The sequence below is a fragment of the Lactococcus protaetiae genome (assembly GCF_006965445.1).
GTDB classification, from domain to species: Bacteria; Bacillota; Bacilli; order Lactobacillales; family Streptococcaceae; genus Lactococcus; species Lactococcus protaetiae.
The window spans coordinates 1,902,533-1,921,789 of sequence record NZ_CP041356.1; the positions used below are offsets into that span (position 1 = coordinate 1,902,533).

At 36.6% G+C, this 19,257-nt stretch carries 19 protein-coding genes; all 19 read right to left on the reverse strand.

Translation table 11 applies throughout. The annotated features are described in order from the left end of the window. Positions 1-27: 27 nt before the first annotated feature. The 19 genes from FLP15_RS09090 to FLP15_RS09170 all read right to left on the reverse strand — a co-directional run bounded on the left by FLP15_RS09090 (position 28) and on the right by FLP15_RS09170 (position 19,250). Positions 28-783 (reverse strand): WxL domain-containing protein, encoded by a 756-nt coding sequence (locus FLP15_RS09090; protein WP_142766856.1) that lies wholly within the window; start codon positions 781-783, stop codon positions 28-30. A 57-nt stretch (positions 784-840) separates the two neighbouring features. Next, positions 841-1,599: a WxL domain-containing protein gene (locus FLP15_RS09095; RefSeq protein ID WP_142766857.1), complete on the reverse strand. Its 759-nt coding sequence runs from the start codon at positions 1,597-1,599 to the stop codon at positions 841-843. Positions 1,600-1,639: 40 nt separating this feature from the next. Then, complete coding sequence (locus FLP15_RS09100; protein WP_142766858.1) at positions 1,640-2,431, reverse strand: WxL domain-containing protein; 792 nt, start codon at positions 2,429-2,431, stop codon at positions 1,640-1,642. A gap of 45 nt (positions 2,432-2,476) precedes the next feature. Next, positions 2,477-3,319, reverse strand: a complete 843-nt coding sequence (locus tag FLP15_RS09105; protein ID WP_142766859.1) for a WxL domain-containing protein — start codon at positions 3,317-3,319, stop codon at positions 2,477-2,479. 85 nt (positions 3,320-3,404) lie between these two features. After that, complete coding sequence (locus FLP15_RS09110) at positions 3,405-3,716, reverse strand: EF2685/EF0750 family sortase-dependent surface protein (RefSeq protein ID WP_142766860.1); 312 nt, start codon at positions 3,714-3,716, stop codon at positions 3,405-3,407. Positions 3,717-4,856: 1,140 nt separating this feature from the next. After that, positions 4,857-6,149, reverse strand: coding sequence for a hypothetical protein (locus FLP15_RS09115; protein WP_142766861.1), 1,293 nt, complete (start codon positions 6,147-6,149; stop codon positions 4,857-4,859). Further along, positions 6,146-7,669 carry a hypothetical protein gene (locus FLP15_RS09120; protein WP_142766862.1) on the reverse strand — a complete coding sequence of 508 codons (1,524 nt, stop codon included), beginning with the start codon at positions 7,667-7,669 and terminating at the stop codon, positions 6,146-6,148. The genes FLP15_RS09115 and FLP15_RS09120 overlap by 4 nt, the downstream gene beginning before the upstream one ends. A 212-nt stretch (positions 7,670-7,881) precedes the next feature. Then, entirely contained in the window at positions 7,882-8,598 is a 717-nt protein-coding gene (locus FLP15_RS09125; RefSeq protein WP_142766863.1) for a MurR/RpiR family transcriptional regulator, read from the reverse strand. Between the two features lie 216 nt (positions 8,599-8,814). Beyond that, complete coding sequence (locus tag FLP15_RS12770; protein WP_190288283.1) at positions 8,815-8,952, reverse strand: hypothetical protein; 138 nt, start codon at positions 8,950-8,952, stop codon at positions 8,815-8,817. Next, positions 8,949-9,158 carry a hypothetical protein gene (locus FLP15_RS09130; protein WP_142766864.1) on the reverse strand — a complete coding sequence of 70 codons (210 nt, stop codon included), beginning with the start codon at positions 9,156-9,158 and terminating at the stop codon, positions 8,949-8,951. The genes FLP15_RS12770 and FLP15_RS09130 overlap by 4 nt, the downstream gene beginning before the upstream one ends. 174 nt (positions 9,159-9,332) lie before the next feature. Beyond that, on the reverse strand, positions 9,333-9,461 hold the full coding sequence (locus FLP15_RS13620; RefSeq protein ID WP_280954066.1) for a hypothetical protein: 129 nt from the start codon (positions 9,459-9,461) through the stop codon (positions 9,333-9,335). 358 nt (positions 9,462-9,819) lie between these two features. Next, a complete protein-coding gene (locus FLP15_RS09135) occupies positions 9,820-10,809 on the reverse strand; it encodes a GMP reductase (protein ID WP_142766865.1) in 990 nt (329 codons plus the stop codon). Positions 10,810-11,324: 515 nt separating this feature from the next. Beyond that, complete coding sequence (locus FLP15_RS09140) at positions 11,325-11,936, reverse strand: TIGR01906 family membrane protein (protein WP_142766866.1); 612 nt, start codon at positions 11,934-11,936, stop codon at positions 11,325-11,327. Positions 11,937-12,066: 130 nt separating this feature from the next. Next, complete coding sequence (locus FLP15_RS09145; protein WP_142766867.1) at positions 12,067-12,840, reverse strand: TIGR01457 family HAD-type hydrolase; 774 nt, start codon at positions 12,838-12,840, stop codon at positions 12,067-12,069. Positions 12,841-12,900: 60 nt separating this feature from the next. Next, a complete protein-coding gene (locus FLP15_RS09150) occupies positions 12,901-13,659 on the reverse strand; it encodes an acyl-ACP thioesterase domain-containing protein (protein ID WP_142766868.1) in 759 nt (252 codons plus the stop codon). A gap of 295 nt (positions 13,660-13,954) precedes the next feature. Further along, positions 13,955-14,395: a deoxycytidylate deaminase gene (locus FLP15_RS09155; protein WP_162930829.1), complete on the reverse strand. Its 441-nt coding sequence runs from the start codon at positions 14,393-14,395 to the stop codon at positions 13,955-13,957. A gap of 602 nt (positions 14,396-14,997) precedes the next feature. Further along, on the reverse strand, positions 14,998-15,948 hold the full coding sequence (locus tag FLP15_RS09160; RefSeq protein WP_142766869.1) for an ABC transporter ATP-binding protein: 951 nt from the start codon (positions 15,946-15,948) through the stop codon (positions 14,998-15,000). Continuing rightward, on the reverse strand, positions 15,948-17,492 hold the full coding sequence (locus FLP15_RS09165; RefSeq protein WP_142766870.1) for an ABC transporter permease/substrate-binding protein: 1,545 nt from the start codon (positions 17,490-17,492) through the stop codon (positions 15,948-15,950). The genes FLP15_RS09160 and FLP15_RS09165 overlap by 1 nt, the downstream gene beginning before the upstream one ends. A gap of 237 nt (positions 17,493-17,729) precedes the next feature. After that, the gene (locus tag FLP15_RS09170) at positions 17,730-19,250 is read right to left on the reverse strand and encodes an HAL/PAL/TAL family ammonia-lyase (protein ID WP_142766871.1); all 1,521 of its coding nucleotides are present in this window, start codon (positions 19,248-19,250) and stop codon (positions 17,730-17,732) included. Positions 19,251-19,257 lie beyond the last annotated feature (7 nt).

Below are 19,257 nucleotides of genomic sequence, written 5' to 3' on the forward strand. Positions count from 1 at the left end.
CTCACCACTAAACATATTATTAAAAAATTAGTTAGCAGGTGTGTCATCAAGGGTCCATGTAAGGTCTGCTGTATATTTAGCTGCACCCGCTACACCTGCAGGAACTGCGAGTGTTACGGCTGTATCTTTGGTTGCACCATCTTTGCCACCAAAGTCAAGCAAGCTGTTACCTGAACCATGTCCTGCTGTTGCTCCAAGGATTGTGTCTGATTGAACACCTGGTGTCAATACTGTTGACGCTGCTGAAATATCAGCTGGATTTGCTGTACCAGCACCTTGAATTTCTGCATCTCCAAGTGTAACTGTTGCGCCTGTAAGTGTTCCATGACCATTAGCAACAAGTCCTGCATCTGAAGTAGTGAAGTCAGTCATTTGAACTTTTAAGTTCCATCCAGAGAAGGTCCCACGGTTATCCGCTACTTGAACATAGTTTGTACGTGTGGTATCATCATCCAATTTTTGTGCTGCTGCGTTATAAACTTCTGCTTTATTGCTTACTGGATGACTACCAAAATCAAAGCTTGAGGCATAAACAATCGTCAAACCGCTATCTGGCATTGTTGGCCCTCCAGGGTTAACACCATCTGGTTCTGTAGGATTTACAGGAACAGTTGGGTCTTGTGGGTCAACTGGTCCTGTTGTATCAGTACCAGGTGTGAATGTGACTTCACCTTGTGAATTGTAGACTTGTGTTGTTGCAGCACTAGCAATTTGTGGCGCAATAGAAGCTGCCAAAAGTCCAAGTGTGGCTAATGAAATATATTTTACTGCTGATTTAGACATGAAATTGTCCTGCCTTTCTGATATATAAATAAGTTTTTATAGCTTACTCCTCTTGTATTAAGTGGGAGTATTAGTTGGTAAATCAGATAAAATCCAATTTAGTGTTGTTGTATAAGCTGCTGCATCTTTTGGTGTCGTACCGGGGACAAATAGTGTTACATCTGGAGTGAGTCCATCCTTCGTAATACTGGTTTGACTTCCCCAACGAATCACCCAAGTCCCTGCACCTTCACCAGATGTAGCAAGTGCGACTTGCGTTTCTACACCTGGAATTAAGCGGAGTACTTCTTGAGCTTTGGGAGCAGATGTTCCATTTGTAGATGCTGGAACTGGATTTCTCAAAGAAATCGCAGAGCCGTTAAGCGTTTTATATTTCTGAGGACCTGTAGCAACTTGCGTAAATTGAGAAGTTTCTACAACTTTTAAAGCCCAACCCGAAAATGTGCCACGTCTATCTGTTACTTGGACGTAATTGGGCGTTAAAGTATCTGAATTAAAATACTTTTGAGCTTTCGCAAGGTAAGTTTGGTCTTCATTTGAGATATCGTGAGTTCCAAAATCAAAGCTTGATGCAAAATCGATTGTAAGTGGGCCATCACCGCCAGGAGTAGGTTTTGAACCGTCTGGATTCTGTGGATCTACAGGAAGTGTAGGATCAGGTGTATTAGGATCTACAGGAGGTTGAACCCCACTTCCTGTACTAAATCCAACAATTCCTTGTGAATCATAGGTCTGAGTTGTGGCGGCGTAAGCTTTATGAGCTAAACCCAATGAAATCAGGATGAGAGGCACGCTTAACAATGTTATTTTTTTCACAGTACCCTCCTTTTCATGTTATTAAGGTTAAGCAAATGGCTTAGTTCCCTGGAGCATTTGTTAATGACCAATTAAGTTGAGTTGTGTAAGCTGTTGCTTTATTGGTTCCTGCAATAACTTTAAGAGTAATTGGTGATGCTGTTGATACTGCATCATTATCAAGATGTGGTCCTCCGTTTTCTTGGTAGTCTGCGTTGCCACCAAGACCATAAACCCAAGTTCCCATTCCTTGATTAGTGCCTGCACCTAAAATCTTAGTTGCTGCTGTCCCTACTGTAAAGCTGTCGGTATTAACATAACCTGGTGTTGCTGCTGTGGTACCATCCGTATAGCCTTTGCTGAAAGATAGTTCTGCTCCAGTCAACTTATCTCCATCTGAATTTTGGAATTGGTCACTTTCGGCAACAGTTAGAGTCCAACCATCCCATGTTCCGCGTGTGTCTGTTACTTGGACATAGTTAGGACGGGTAATATCAACATCGTTTCCATCTTTATCTTTGCTAATCCATTGAGCATGGGCATAATAAGTTGCATCATTAGATGAAATCTTCTGTGTACCAAAGCTCAAACTTGAGGCAAAGTCAATAGAAAGTGCGCCACCTGTCCCTGGTGCTGGGTCTGTACCATCAGGATTTGTTGGTCCTACTGGAACTGTCGGATTTAATGGGTCAACTGGGCTAATCCCTGTATTATCCCCTTCTTCAAAATTAACATAGCCATTAGACGTGTAATCTCCGCCTGTACTTGCAGCACTTACAGTACCAGCAATCATAGGTCCCACTACAAGACATGTGGTCAATACTGAAGCTGATTTCAGTAACATTTTATTCATTAGTTGTCTCCTTTTAAATAATCATATTTTTAATACAGTATGATTTTATTGAGTTACTGCAGATGTGTTACCTGACCAATCATTGCCTGGTACTGCTTGGAGACTCCAATATAAATCTGTTGTATAAGGCGCTGCTTTTTCTACCAAACCTGCTGGAACTGTTAAACTAATTGCTGATTTTGTCGCAACTTTAGATTGATCTGACGTGTTTGCAGTATCTACTGATGCTGCATCATATGCATCTACATCACCAAAGTTGTAAAGCCAGGTTCCTGCCCCTTCATTTTCAGCTGCTGAAACAAGTTTAGTCGCTACACCTGGTGTGAGTGAGCCTGAGCTTACAACATCACTTGGTGTACCTGCGGTAATTCCATTCCCACCTACAATTGTTCCACCGTTGAAGTTAATTTGTGCTCCAGTAAGTGCATAGCCTGCATCTGAAGAACTACCAGATGTCAAGTGAAGATCTGAGGCTTGAGTCAAGGTCAGAGTCCATCCAGCCAAATCTCCTGATTGGTCAGTCACTTGCGCATAGTTGGGTACAATTTTAGTAACGTCGTCTTTATCTACTACCATGTCAGGGTGAGCATAATAAGTTTGTGCTTGTGTAGAGATTGATTGTGTACCGAAGTAAAGGGTTGAACCATAGTCAACTGTCAAGTTACCTGATGCTCCTGGGGTTCCTGGATCTACGGGAGTCACTGGATTGGTTGGATCAGTGGGATCAAGAGGGTCTACTGGACCTGTTCCTGCTTGCAAAGTAAGGTTGGCACTAGAAGTATAGTCACCACCAGTAGTCGTTGCTGCACCTGCGGTAGAAATAAGCACTGGTCCTGCAATTAAAAGTGTTGCTAATAGTGCTGAAGATTTTAATACTAATTTGTTCATTAAATGTTTCTCCTTAAATGTTAATCCATTAGAAATAAACTATTTTTCAAATGGTGAGTAATAAAACTTTGGGTTTAGTATTTTCCTATATGGCTTCCCTCCTTCTATACTTTTTATAAACTGTAATGAGGAATAAAAGAATCATTCCTGCAAAACTCGTTATAACTGAAGAATTTGTTGCATCTCCCGTTTTTGGAAGAATACTTTGCTCCTTAGGAAGAGTGGGTTTAGATTCCGCAGGAGGAACATTCTCACCACTAGATGACGGGGGCGTTTTCCAAACACCTGTAAACCCTACACGGCCTTGCGTGTTATACTTTGTTTCGGCTGCGTGAGCGTAAACTGTAGGCATCATTAAAAGCAACACAAGCAAAGCAAATAAATTTTTTTTGTTCATGGTTTCTCCTAATTTTTCTCTAGATTGAGAAAGTGATACTCATGATAAGCGACTTAAGTGTAAACGATGTTTCTCCTTATATAATATATTTAAGATTTTTCTCTAAGGAGGAAATCTCATAAACCTAAATATTAGTTTTTGTCCTTTTATAAGGAAACTAACGTATAAAGTTAGAGAAGGAATAGTAATTTCTGAATTTTAGAACTCATAAACAGAATAAGTCAATTATTATAAATATTAAAAATGATATATGTTAGAAAGATAGTTTTTTCTAATCCTTTAGGATATAATAGACTTCATTTATATCGCTTTCCTATTCAAACTTATATATTATGAAGAAGAGAAGCAAAATTCAAAATATAAAAATTGAATTCTCTATTTACTTTTTGAATTCATTCATTATTTTTAAAGTAATATTTATGTTACAATCTAATCTTTATTTTAATTTTAATGCAAAATAGATTTTATCACAAGGTAAATGGGAGTTTATTATTACAAAAAAGTTAAATATAACAATTGTCGTTTTTTTAAAACCTTAATATTACAATATTCAAAACATAGTTTTTAGTAAATAAAGGTTTACTATATTGAACGATTTTTATATTGGTGCAATGACAAAAACTCAAGTAACTATACTTGAGCATTATCTAGCTTATTAAAAAGTTTTGCCATAGTAATATTAATGGTAAAACCCTACTTGTTTTTCGATTATTTTAAAATAGGAAGGAGTGTTCTTCTTTCCTATTTTCTATATATTTCAATCGTACATCATAATAAGTTTTCAATATTCATATCTCTTTCCTTGAAAAAATTGCTAATAAGTATTAGTTACATCCCAAGTTCCCTGATAACCTTATGAAAGTTTTCAATTCTTTTCAGCTAATTATATTTAATTTCCTTTCTGTTTTCTAGCATCTAACTAATATACAATTTAACTTTAGTGTAAGTACAAATTCAACGTTCAACACAAAATCTGTGTTTCACGATAACATAGGAAAATTTAATTTTTAATATTTTACATAAAAAATATTATGCATTTCTCGCTCGATTTTCTTAAATGTTTCAGTTATAGCCCAAAATGAGTTTGCTATTTAAAAAAAAGAATGAAAAACCCAATATTAGTTTTTCATTCTTTTTTTATTATTTATATTTTTTAAACCATCCTACTAATACCATAAGTAAAACTCCTACTAAACCAAACCCAGCAGCTGAGTCTCCCAAATTACCAATGATTCCTTTGGTTTCTTTATGGTTGGGTGAAAATAGAGCCACTTGTTGTTTTTGCTTGTTCCTTCCATGCTCTGATGAATCATTTGCTTCACTTTTCAAAGTATGAACAGGAAGAATCGTTGGACTTCCCTCAAGAAAGTTTCGACTTTCCATGACATAAGAATAAATGTAATATCTGCTATTAGGATTCAACTTTGTAAAATTTGGTGTCTTTTGCCAAGTTAATTGATGATATGACAAATCAGATTCTGTACTGATTGCATAAATTGCTGTATGAGGACCATCTATGGTTCGTAAAAGTGGTCGGAACCAATCATGTTTATCAATGATAGTTGAATCAATACTTAGAGTTGTTGCTGTAATTTTATTAATTGTCAACTCTACAATAGGTCCTGAAGCTTTAGTAATTTCACTATTTACCAGTAAATTTTCTGCTAAATAATAATTATCAGCTTGGGCTCCTTCAAATTTCGCAACATAATTATCGTCAACAAGAAGTATCCCAGAACCTGAGTTTCCTGATATCTTGGCATCTTCATCGCTCAGGTGTTCTCCTTTTATATGAGCAACTGTTTGAATCAACTCATCACCTGGCAACACACCAGTAAAATTTGATTCATCGCCTTCCTTAATAGAGAAAATATGTTTCTCATTTTGCTCATCAAAACTAGATATACCATCAAATACTTTTTTTGCAGTAATTTCGGAAGCGAAAGTCACAGGTAATGGTAAGATTTTTGCTTCTTCAAAGCTTGGTTGAAATTCAGTTGGTTTTCCATCAATTATACGAGTTCCTTCAGTATCACTGGTATTCGAATCTACAAGAAGATAGTTACTGATGACATTCTTATCTTTTTCACTGATTCCCCAACCTGTGACGGAAATTTGTTGAGTAAGAATTTCTTGATTAGCACCTCTAGAAACGTTGCTACTCGCAAACTCAAGTGTTCCTTTATTTATACTAAGGTATGCTTTATCATCTGAAATTATGTTATCAAGCTCTGGATACTCAATAATGGTATTCATATCAACATTTTTACTTTGGTTATAGAGTTTGTCGTCAATCTTCCCCTTAGTCCAGGTTACTTTACGTGGAAGGATTGTACCAGAAAATAGTAAGGATAGGAACTCTCCTTTGTCTTCTTCTCTTAGTGTATATTGATTTTCATTTTCATCTTCAAGATGGACACTATTTATTGTCAAAGGAACATTATCAATAGCCCTCCTGAATCCCAGTTGACATTAATATCATTGAAATTCCATTCCCCATCATCGACACTTATTTTGAGAACAATTGGAGAAACGGAGTTGACTGTAATTTGAGGTGCTTTTGTAATATTAGCATTTTCTCTTGTTAAGCTTTTTGTCCCATCGTAAACTTTCTCTACATGACCTGCTATAACATCAATATCTTCGAGCCAAAGTTCCTCTGGGTTAAATTCTATAATTTCAGCTGCTTTAAAACTTGGCTGACTACTTACAGAATAGTTACTATTTTCAGGTGGGGATTGATTAGAAGTTGATTCAAACAACCAATCAGCCTCAATTGACCAAACACCCACTGAAGAATTTGCAAACTGGTGATTAGAAAAACGAGTCGTCAAATTAGTATTTTCTTGGTTTTCCCCTTCAACAAATCCTGTCAATATTGGATTTTGAATCACTTCCTTTACCCCTGTCGTCCCATCGTATCTCTTATCCTTTACCTCTCCTGTTGTCCAATTCAAGGCACGTTTTAAAATACTCGCTGGTCTTACCCGATGAGTAGCCATATAACTTTCAAGTGGTTCCCAATCATAGTTGTAATATGAATCTCCCTGCCTATTCATCGCACCTTCAAAATCTGTGCCTGATCCTGAATAATAAGGAGTGAGTTTAATGCTATCTACATGAACTTCTAAACCATTCCCCACATCTTTCTGGAGAAATCTTGAACCGACGACATCCTTTGAGTAGATATACATACTGAACATATAGAACTGTATAGTAAAAGGAGTATTGTCTAAATTCATACTAACATTTGCCACTGTGGTAGAAGAGTTTGCAGAGTAATTTCCATCGTAATATTTACTACCAGGTCTCACATATAGGCTTCCAAGGTTAATATGCTCTTCTGTAATCTTAAAGGGGTTGATTCTTCCAGTATAAAGCTCTGTGATTATTTTTTCTCTTTCTTCTGAAGTAAGCTCGATACCTGTATCCACTAATTTAAAATTTGTAACATTGACTGGTTTATCAACGACATTTCCTAAACTATCACGTTCAACACTTTGATCAGAGAAAGTGACAGTAGCTGAGTAATTCACTGGCACGCCATCAATTGTAATTTGCGCTGGGGTATGATTTGCGGAAGTTGTTGAATTACTCCTATCAAAAACCTTTTCTATTCTCCCAGATTGAATAAAGAGACGTTCTGTATCTAATAGTATAGGATTTTTTTGTTCAGAAACAAATTCTGGTACTTGAAGTGGCATCCGAATTTGAGAGAAACTAATCTCTGGTCTTACATCAGTTGTTGTTTGCTTTTCCTCCTCAAATTGATTATTAGACTGCTCATTGGGTATGACTGTTTCTGGTATTGATTCATTTGCTACTGTTTCTGCTATCTGGGGATTTCGTAGCGTTTCAGTCTTAACGGTTCCAATCACATTTGAAGTTTCTGCTGTGAGTAATATTGTAAGCATTAATAATACTTTTGCAGATTTTCTATTAAAATTATTCATATTTTCTCCTTCCTTTTATATCGTTAATTGATACCGGCTTCAATTATTCTTTTTGATTTAGTAGTTTAGGAATCTTATAAAGCAAGACATTGGAAGTAAACATTTTTTGTTTAAAATATATGAATTTGTACTTTAAATATATCATAAAGAAATCTATTTCCTTTAAAATCATAAAAAAAAACCAAATCTTTTATATTCAGTTTTTTTATGTGTTATATTTTACAAAAAGTTAAAAAGAGAGAATACATAATAATCATAATTGGGGTTTTATCTGTTACATCATAATCATTTATCTTATGATTTTTCGTATAACAGTATAGGGAAACATCTGAAATTTTAGATAAAGTATTATCAGATAAATCTGTCAAACTTATAACCTTGTGATTGTTGTTTTTTGCATGTTTAGCAAGTTCAATAATATATTGATTTTCACCTGTAAGTGATACGAAAAAAAATATTTCATCAGAGTTCAACTTTATTCGTGTTTCGATTTCATTTTGATATTCAAAAATTTGAAATTTACTTTCCCAAACATAAAAATTGTTTACACTGACCTTCAGTAGTAGTCCAGTTTGTTCTAAGGCATAAAAGTTGACTGCCCGTGCTTTTGCCATCATATCCGCAACTTTCTTTTCTCGAACTGTGTCAATCAAATCAAAATTTTTGTTTAAGATATACCTTTGTCCCTTTGATATATTATCCTCTGTTTCATATTTCAGACATAATTTTAATTCTGAAAAATTTTCATAACCTAGTTTAGTACAAAATCTGGTAATTGTATTTGGAGCGATGCATAATTCATTTGCTAGTGTAACGATCTTCATTTGAGAAACAGATTGTATATTCTTTTTTATATAGTCTGTTAGTTCTTCTTCGTTAAGCGTCATTTTGTATTTTATGTTTTGTACTCTATCATCGAAATTAAGCATTACTCCACCTCCTATGAAATTATGTAAAACTAAATACTAGTATGCACTCACTCCTCTTTTCGTTGATTATAACATAATCTCAGTTTCTAGCAAAAAGAAATGCAAAATAAAAGTTTTACTGTCTTCCCTAAAGGAGCTTAAAACGATACAATGATATAATTGACAAATATTCTTTAACAACTTTAAAAATTACTAAATAAAATCAAAATTAATTATCTAACTTACGGCTAAAATCTCAAAATTTCCGTCATAGTATACCCAGTCATTAAGATTTTCAACACTTATGGCATTACTATCACGGATGGCAAGATAGGCTTGCTCCGTTTCTGGATTTACAGTTGACGTATCAGTCAAGAAATAAACATTGAACCCAGCTTTTTCATACGTAAGTAACCTTTTTTGATAGGTGCTCGTAGTATAACTTTCGGTATGATATTTGGAATGCTTAGATGTGAAGTATCTTTATTACTTTTCGGAAGAAAATTATTAGGTCTATTACCTATATATGCAGATTTAGCAGAATCTGCATAAATATTATTAAAATTTTCTAAATTACTCATACCTTTCTGACCTCCATCTACTCTAAAATATTGAGATAAATCAACAGCTTTTATACTAGGTATGTCATTAGTGTTGTCTAAAGTGAAATCTAATGAAAAGTTTGAATCCTTTATATGATTGAATCCTCCAGAAATTGTTAACCACGTGCTAGAATCAATAGGATCTCCTCCTTCTTATACTTGAATAGGGTTCCAATCCCACTGAATACTTTTAATTTGATGTTCAAAACTTTGAGTCTTGTTTTGACTCATGACAAATTCTATCATTTCTTTTTCATATTTTTTGAGAAAGTCGATTTGCATTTGTCGAGTGCTTTCTTTTGATTGTGCTGTAAAATTTTTTTGTTAAAAAAGGTCGAAAGATGTTTGTGTCATGATGATTCCTCCTGCAATTAGAATGACTGGGATGGCAACTCCTAATATTATTTTATTTCGTTTTGTATTGTTTTTTTGATTTTTCAATCAATAGTGGCAGATTAACTAACCTAAATTGAGATATAAAAAAGTTACTCCTAGTTGAGAGTAACTTTTTATTTTGATATTTAAAATTTAACTACCTATACTTAATCTCTTTTGTATCATAATTATTCATCAAAAGATATTTCAAAGTCGACATAATTTAATTTTCAAGGATAAATTTAAAAAGCTTTAAATACTGATTTTAAATCGTATCACCATTCCAAATCGAATTTTTGACTACAACATAATCCACTTTTGTAAGCGCCGACAAATCTCGTCCACCAGCATAAGAAATCGAACTTTGTAAGTCTTCTTGCATTTCTTTCAGAGTAGCTGTGAGCGAACCTTTGTGTGGCAACAAAATTTTCTTTCCTTCAACATTTTTGTGTTTGCCTTTTTGATATTCAGAAGCTGAACCAAAGTATTCTTTGAAAAGCTGACCATCTTTTTCTACTGTTTTTCCTGGAGACTCTTCATGAGCGGCAAAGAGAGAACCAATCATCACCATCGTTGCTCCCATACGAACTGATTTTGCAATATCTCCATTTGTGCGAATTCCTCCATCTGCAATAATTGGCTTGCTTGCAGCTTTTGCACACCATCTTACCGCAGCAAGTTGCCAGCCTCCTGTACCAAAACCTGTTTTGACTTTTGTGATACAAACTTTACCTGGGCCAATTCCAACTTTGGTCGCATCTGCCCCTGCATTTTCGAGTTCACGTACAGCCTCTGGTGTACCAACATTTCCAGCAATGACAAAAGATTGAGGCATCAGGCGTTTAATGAGTTGAATTGTTTTGATGACACTCTCGGCATGACCATGCGCAATATCAATCGTGATGTATTCTGGAATCACTGCTTGTGCTGACATTTCACGAATAAATGCGTGTTCTTCTGCTTTCACACCAACTGAAATTGAGGCAATGAGCCCTTGTCCATGCATTTTTTTGATGAATGCTAAACGATTTTCTGCTTCAAAACGGTGCATGATGTAAAAATAGCCCTCTTTTGCTAACATTTCCGCTATTTTATCATCAATAATTGTTTGCATATTCGCAGGTACTACAGGAAGTTTGAAAGTAAATTTACCAAGAGTTACAGATGTATCAGCTTCTGAACGACTGTTGATGACACATTTGTTCGGAATAAGCTGAATATCTTCGTAATCAAATACTGAATTTAAACTATTCATATTTTGTTCTCCATAAATGAAAGATTTACAGAAATACCGACCAAGCCTATGGCTCCGCTAGCTGAGTGATTTTATTTTGACTTAATGAAGTTAAGACTAAATTCAAAGTTGCCACTTCGCCTTATCGCTTTGCCGTTTGCTCTTGCTACTTTAGCAGTTAAGTAAACGTACAGCGATAGTGCTGCTTCAACCCCTACCTAAGAGGGTGGGGGTCTTGCGATTGCGACTAGGCGCCGAGCATCGACGACCTTTTCATCAGACGCTTTAGCGGCTAGATAAAACGGACAAATGTTTATCGCATAACCCAAAGAGCGGAGATAGCACGCACTTACTTCGATGAATTTTTCAAGCTCAAAAGTATAGAAATAAAATCTCTGCGACTCAACTTTCCTTATTCATTTTACCTTAAACAATCGGTTTTTTCTATTGATTTTATTATTCTTATTATATATTGGAAAAAATAATTCGTCATTTCCGAACTTTTTATAAAAAATACTGACAGAAAGCTGTCAGTGCTATTTTTTTCTGAAATTAAATCCTCGTCGATAGATAATAAAGAATAAAAGTTCATAAATAAGAATGAAAATCAAAAAAGTATGCATAAAAAATTGTTCTGGCAAAACATTGATAATCGGGTCAGTTGAGGGATCAAATAACCAACTATTATCACGAAATAGGACTTCGTGAAAAATGACAAAAAACTGGTCAAAACCAATGAGCAGAGCAAATAGTCCAGCAACAATAGGTAAGCCCATGACAATTCTCAAACCATTGTGGAAAAAGAGTGAGAGATTTTCTTTTACAAAAATGATAAAAGCTGGAATCAATACAATTGTCAAACCTAGCGTCAGCATAAACAACATTTTGACTTCTGCAAAATGCTCAAGACCGCTTGCTGATGAAGGAAAATCGGGCATATGGAGCTGACCAATAAATGGATTGAGTAGATAATTCATCAGCACAAGAAAATTATGCCACAAGCGCATGGCCGACATTTGCGCCAAATCAGCAAGGTGATACCATGACATTTCTAAGGCAAATAACGGAATTGAGAGGATAATCGTTAATGTAACTGACAGGGCAATAATCCATAACACACTTAGCCCAAAAATAAATTTATCTCGCATATATTTCTTATATTTTCTTCTAACTTATCTTGTCAGTATGCTGACAGAAGTTCATTTTCTTCTAATTAATCTTGTCAGTACGCTGACAGAAATTCATGATTACATTTAGACTGATGGAAGTGATTTTAGCTCAAACGTCCCATTCATCAAGACTTGAAACAACATAGGTTGGCGCAATTGGAAGTTCTGGCACTTCTTTAGCTTTTGTAAAACCTGTCGTAACAAGCAAACTATCAATACCATTGTTAATCCCTGTCCGAATATCTGTCAAATAATTATCGCCCACCATCAGAATATCTGATTTTTCAAATCCTAATTTGCTGACCGCTTTTTCGGTAATGATTGCTTCTGGTTTTCCGATAATAGTTGCTTTAACACGTGTGGCAGCTTCAATCATCTTAATCAAAGCTCCTGCTCCAGGCGTCAAACCTCGCTCACTTGGCAAATTCAAGTCAGGATTTGTCCCGATAAATGTCGCTCCATTATGAATGGCAAGCGTTGCTAAAACCAACATCTCATAGGTCAAATCTGTATCAAGCGCAACAACGACATAGGCAGGATTTTCACGTTCTTTTTTATATCCCGCCTCATAAATTGCTTCTTTTAAACCATCTTCACCAATGATATAAACCGTTTTTTCCAGTCCCAAATCATTCATGTAATCAACCGTTGCAAGACTTGCTGTATAAATACTTGAAAGAGCTGTGTCAATATTAAACTTATCATGCAGTCGTTTTTGAACAACTCGAGGTGTTTTTGTCGTGTTATTTGTCAACAGAAGATAAGGAATTTCCGCCGCTTGCAAACGATGAATAAAATTTTCACCAGCAGGAATTCGTTCATTACCAAGATAAATTGTGCCATCAAGGTCGATCAAATAACCTTTATACTTTTTATTTGTCATTTTAACTTCTTTCTCATTTTTCACTTACCTACAGGAGAATCCGTACTGACAGAATCTTTGTCAGTAACTTCTGACCAATGAATCTTTGTCAGTAACTTCTGACCAATGAATCTCGATTTGCGTGCTCCCACCATTAAAATTATGGTGACTTACTAATCCCTCCCAGCTCATCAGTGCTTGAATTTTCTCACCATAGAGTACCTCATGATTATATTTAATAAATAATTTTGCTGGCTGGTGTGATTTCCGAAAATCAAAATCAACCATATCCGCCGCCCAATCATAATATTTAGCATTATTGACATGGCCATTCATATCAAGAGCGGAAAATCGTACAGGGTAAACTACCTGCTCGTATTGCTCAAAATGCTCCAGCTTGTTAAACTTATGAGGACGTAAAATTTTAGAAATCTTCTCCGAGTCATACGGAGCAACGATTTCATCTAACACCCTTTCAATTTTGCGGGAATTTTTACTCATCAAAACCCATGTTGAATGAATCTCAACTAGTTGATTACCTGCTTCATCTTTAAAATAAAAATTTCGATAGCAAAAAAACTTATTGTAACTTGTAGCTTCTGTTTCAATTATGATTTGCTCATTGAACTCTGGTAGCCTTGTAATCTCGACTTCATATTCAATCACAGCCCAAAAAAGATTGAATCGTTCACTCACCCAAACGTCCGAACGTCCAAGCAATGTCGATTGCTCACCAGAAATTTGTAAAGCTACGGCAAGAATGCTTGAAATTCTCATTTTCTTAAAAGCATCACTTTCATAGAAAGGGACGCGATAGTTTTGTTGATATTTTAAACCCATTATTGATAACCTCATGAAGTCAAGACTTATTCAGTGGGAGTTTTAACTCGCCACTGAATTTAGTCGGACGAAATTCAAGGCTTAGTGCTGCTTTATCTCCGACCTAAGAGGTCGGAGTATTAGCCACGCACTTGCTTTGATAAAGTATAGAGCATCATTTTGCTCAAACGTTGCAAATCATTATATCTTTTACGACAAAATCAGCCTCAGTGAAATATGAAGTGCGACCACATCTATTTTAACAAAAAAATGAGTAACTTTCATAAAGTCGCTCATCTTTTATACATATACTCTTTCAAATTTGTTGACATTCAATTGACAAAGTGTCAAGTAAAAATTCTTCGTAAGGGTCCTTGGCATGATATTCTTCAATATATTTGATTTCCTTTACACCAGCCGCAACCACGAGTTTTAAACAGGCCAGACAAGGAAAAAGTGTAGTATACAAAATTGCTCCTTCGGGTGAAACACCATGCTTTGCCGCTTGTGCAATTGCATTTTGCTCTGCATGAACTGTCGCAACACAATGTCCATATTTATCTTCTGTGCAACCAACATCTGTGCAGTGTGGCATCCCAGACACCGCACCATTGTACCCTGTTGAAAGCAACTGCCCACTCGGACTCACCAAAAGCGCCCCAACTTGCGCATGAGTACAAGTCGAACGTTTAGCAACAACTTGCACGATTTCCTTAAAATACTCGTCTTTACTTGGTCTAGTAAATTTTTCAGTCATGATTAATCATCCTTCAAGTTTTAGATTTATTATATCAAGATGTGAGTACGATTGGCAAGAAATGATGAAAAATGCCAGTTGACTCTTTGCGCTTCAGCGCATAAGCCAGCGTAGTGCTGAAAGCACGGAGATAAAAAATCTTGGAGAGAAACGGAGTTTCTTGGACAAATTTATCTTTTTTCACTCATTTCTAATCGTACGAACTCAGTTATATCAAGATGTGAGGCTGATTGTCCAGAACTCATGAAAATTAGGAAAAGACGGAGATGAGCTTTGCTCATTGGAGACTTTTATCTATTTTCCTGAGTTCCAAGCAGCCGAACTCAATTATATCAAGATGTGAGCAATACCCTCAAGAAGCGGAGAGAAATGCCAGTTGGCTCTTTGTGCTTTAGCACCTAAGCCAATGGACAGCGGAGTGCTGAAAGCACGGAGATAGAAAAATGTGGTTGCCTTTTTCAGCTCCTAAGCAAACAGACAGAGGAGCGACAAGGTCGCGTAGATCTGCTCACAGAGCAGATTCCATTCTTCCTTTTCCTCTAGTTCCTTGTGTTGTAGACTCAGTTACAGCATAACTCAAGAAAAGCGACTAACTGTCAGCACTATTGTGTCACTGACAGAAATTCAAAAACCTTCTCACGTGTCAAATTTCCAAGAAATTGCTCATTTTCGTCAAAAATGGCGATGCTGTCAGTTCTGACAAGAGGTTCATAAGCCGCTGACAACTCTGTCAATACTGACAGAGTTACTTTTGCAGGTTGGTCAGTACTGACAAGATGGATTTTGCTCAATACATCACGCAGAGTGTGCTTTTGAGTCAAATTCGCTGCCCCAAAGAATGATTTGACAAAGTCTGTCGCTGGATTATTTTTGATGGCTTCGGGTGTGTCGAGCTGGGCAATCGTGCCGTCTGTGACCACAGCAATCCGTGTGCCAACTTTTAGCGCTTCATTCATGTCGTGTGTCACAAAGACAATCGTGGTACCAAGCTCTCTGTGAATATCAAGAATTAAATCCTGCAATGCCGTCCTCGAAATCGGATCAAGCGCTGAAAAAGGCTCGTCCATCAAAATCAAATCAGGCTCCGCTGCAATCGCACGCAGAATGCCAATCCGCTGCTGCTCACCACCAGAAAGCTCATGCGGATAACGTCCTCGATATTTATCCGCCTCTAAGCCGACTTTATCAAGCAAATAATCGGCCCGCTCGTGACGTTTTGCCTTGTCCCAACCGCGTAACTCTGGAATCAGCTCAATATTTTGCTGCACCGTCATATTGGGAAATAAAGCGATTTGTTGCAAGACATAACCAATCTTCAGACGCAAATTTTGCAAATCATAATCTTTGATACGTTTCCCTGAAAAATAAATATTTCCATCTGTCGGAACGACCAGCGCGTTAATCATTTTGAGCGTGCTGGTCTTCCCACCACCTGATGGCCCTACGAGGACAAAAATTTCGCCATTTTCAATCTTAAAATCAAGCCCTTGTACGACTTTTTTGTCGCCATAAGAAAGCCCAACACCTTTAAATTCGATAATTGCTTCTGTCATTATTTCACCAATCCTTCCGATTTCAAAAATTGCCTGGCAACTTCTTGCGCTGTCTTGTGCTGAACATCGACCTGATAATTCATCGTTCTCATTTGTTCATCGGTCAATTTTCCATTCAACTTATTTAAAATATTGACAATCTCTGGGTTTTTATCCGCAAAACTCGTTTTCATGAGTGGTGCAGCCTGATATTTTGGAAAGAGATGTTTGCTATCTGTCAGCACAGTCAAGCCATAACGCTTAATCCCTGAATCCGTTGAATAGACATCAATAATATCTGCCTTACCAGAATTTATCGCAGGATAGGCAAGCGAATTATCCACCGTTGAAACTTTGCTAAAATCTAAGCCATAAGTTGATTTTAGACCGGCAAATCCATCAGTTCGTGCCATAAATTCTGCATCAAAAGCGACTTTTGCTGTATCTTCAACCTTTGCCAAATCGGCAATCGTTTTGAGATGATATTTTTTGGCAAATGATGTTTTGACAGCAATCGCATAAGTATCTTGAAATTCTGACGGTTTTGAATAAGTCATATCAAACTGCTCTGACAGTAACTTTTTACCATTTTCATAAGTTTCATTTGCTGACAGATCTTTGTCAGCGATTGATTTTGGTGTTTTGACCAAAGATTCAAGCACCGTTCCTGTAAATTCAGGATAAATATCAACTTTTCCGTCTTTTAAAGCACTAAACAGGAAAGTCGTATTTCCCAAATTTTCTTTCAAAGTGACCTTGACATTAGGGTCATATTCCTTAATCAAACCAGCGTAAATATTATCTAAAATATTAGGTTCTGTTCCTAATTTTCCAGAAATCACGATGTTTTCTTTCGACTTTGAAGAAGAATCAAATAGACCTGATTGTGCCAAATTAACCCCGCCAATCACCAAAGCAAGCAAGACTAAAATTCCAATCGCAACACGCGGACGACGCTTCGACAAATAGCCTAAAAGGCTGGAAAATACAATCGCCAAAAGCGCAGAGCCAAGCGCTCCAATCAAAACAAGATTATAATTATAATTGGTCAGCCCAGACATGATAAAAGTTCCAAGGCCGCCAGCGCCAATCAAACCCCCAAGTGTGGCAGTACCTATGATAAAGACAAGTGCCGTGCGAATACCAGAAATAATCACTGGCAAGGCCAGAGGCAGCTCAACACGAATCAAGCGCTGATAACGCTTCATACCAAAAGCATCTGCCGCCTCCAGAAGCGCTGGATCAATCTCCGCCAGCCCAACATAAGTATTTTGAAAAATAGGCAAGAGCGCATAAACAATCAGCGCAATAATCGTAGGCACTGTCCCAATCCCCACAAAAGGAATCAAAAGTCCCAAAATAGCAAGTGAAGGAATGGTCTGAAAAACACCCGTCACCTGAAGTAAAATCCCAGCCGCGCGTCGCCTATGCGCCACTAAAATCGCCAAAGGAATAGCAATAAATACAGCAATCAATAAGGCAAGTAAAGACATTGACAAATGCTCAAAAATGGCCTGTAAAATCTCCCCTTTTTGCTGTGATATTGTTTGTAAAAATTGATTCATAAATTCTCCTATCAATAAATTCAAGACTTATTTGTTAAACTACAACACCCCACCTCACAATCATAACGCTATAAACATCAAGTACAAAACGCAGTTTAAGAAAGTTAAGTAGCATCAACAAGTCAAAAAACTATATGTAAATTTCAAACCACTATTTTTATAAAATAAGGTATATTAAGTGTATGTTTTAAAATTAAAAATATCAAGAAAAAGCATCTTTTTCTTTAAAATAATATCCTATAATTGCGCTGCACCAAATGAAGCCGCAATTCCCAAAGTATTTTCAATCAACTCCGAAGCAATTTTCTCAACCAACTCTGATAAATTATAATCTTGATCAAGAAATGGAACGAGTGTTCTAAATTTACTGTAAAGCTGTTGACTCGCAACACCGAGCCGTTTGACATGGCGCAAATCTATCGCTTGCGCTGCTGAAAGCCCCTCAATCGCTAAAATATAATTAAAATAAGAAAGAATTTGCGCATTTTTGGACAAAATTAAAAGTAAATTTGTCGCATAATCCTCAATCCCAGAAGAAATCGGATAAAAATTGTTAATCGTTGTGTTCGTTAAATCATTGATTTGTACTTCCAATCGTACAGCCGTTTTTTGCAAAGTTTGAAAACCTAACATCTGCTCATTTGCCGTCAAAAATCGTGGCAAATCCGTGAAACTTGAATCCCCTAATTTGATGATTCTAAAAACGCTCATTCGTGCAAGCTGTGACAGTGCAGTATTTACCATTTCGAGAGCTAGTGCGACTGATGTCGTATCATAATTACTCGTTGATAAGATTTCCTCACGTTCCAAATCCACATAAGGATTTTCATCAGAAACTGTCAAATTTGACGCAACGATTTTTGACAAATAAGTCAAAGAATCATAAAGACTCGCGACAACACTAGGAAAATTTCTAAAAGAAAGTGGGTCTTGCATTGACTTACGCTGATGATTTTCAAGCAAATAAGAATCTGTCAAATTTGTCAAAATTTTCTCAGCGGCAAGCCGATAACCACTTCCCTCAGGAGCCGTCTTACGATAATACAAAAAAGGCGTAATATTTCCATCAACAGCTTCCAAAGTCAGCGAATAAATCAATTCCATATTTGATAAAAGTCGCCTCATCTCATCAATCGCAAAAATAGATAAAGCTTGCGAATAAGCGTTAGAAGAGACAATAGATAAGCCATCTTTTACACCCAGCACCACGGCTTTTAGTCCCTCTTTCTCAAAGACTTCTGCCGTTTTCAAAACTCTCCCTTGATAATAAACTTCTCCTTCTCCCATCAAAACGAGACCAAGAAAAGCCAGCGTTCCCAAATCCGCCTCTCCAATTGACGATGTTGCTTTCATCACAGGAGTAATATGGCGGTTAAGCAATTCTTTCAAAAGAAAGATAATTTCCTCGCCGACACCAGCATTACCACGTAAAAATGAATGAAGCTTTATCAAAACAACAGCACGGGCCTGAACTTCTGGAACCAACTCGCCAATCGCCACCAAGTGAGAATAAATCAAGTTCCGATTGAAGTTTTCAAAAGAATCCAAGGCAATGAGCTGGTCTTTGTTTTGCCCGACACCCGTATTTAAGCCATAAATTCTTTCTGTTCCATTGGCTTTTTTAAGCACAATTTGCCGCGCTTTTCGGACATTTTGCATCGCTCTTGAATCAAGTTCAATCACATAATCTTCGCGCGCAATTCTTAACACATCAACGATTTGAAGGTCAAATCCTGTCAAAATAATTTTATGTGCCATCAAAATC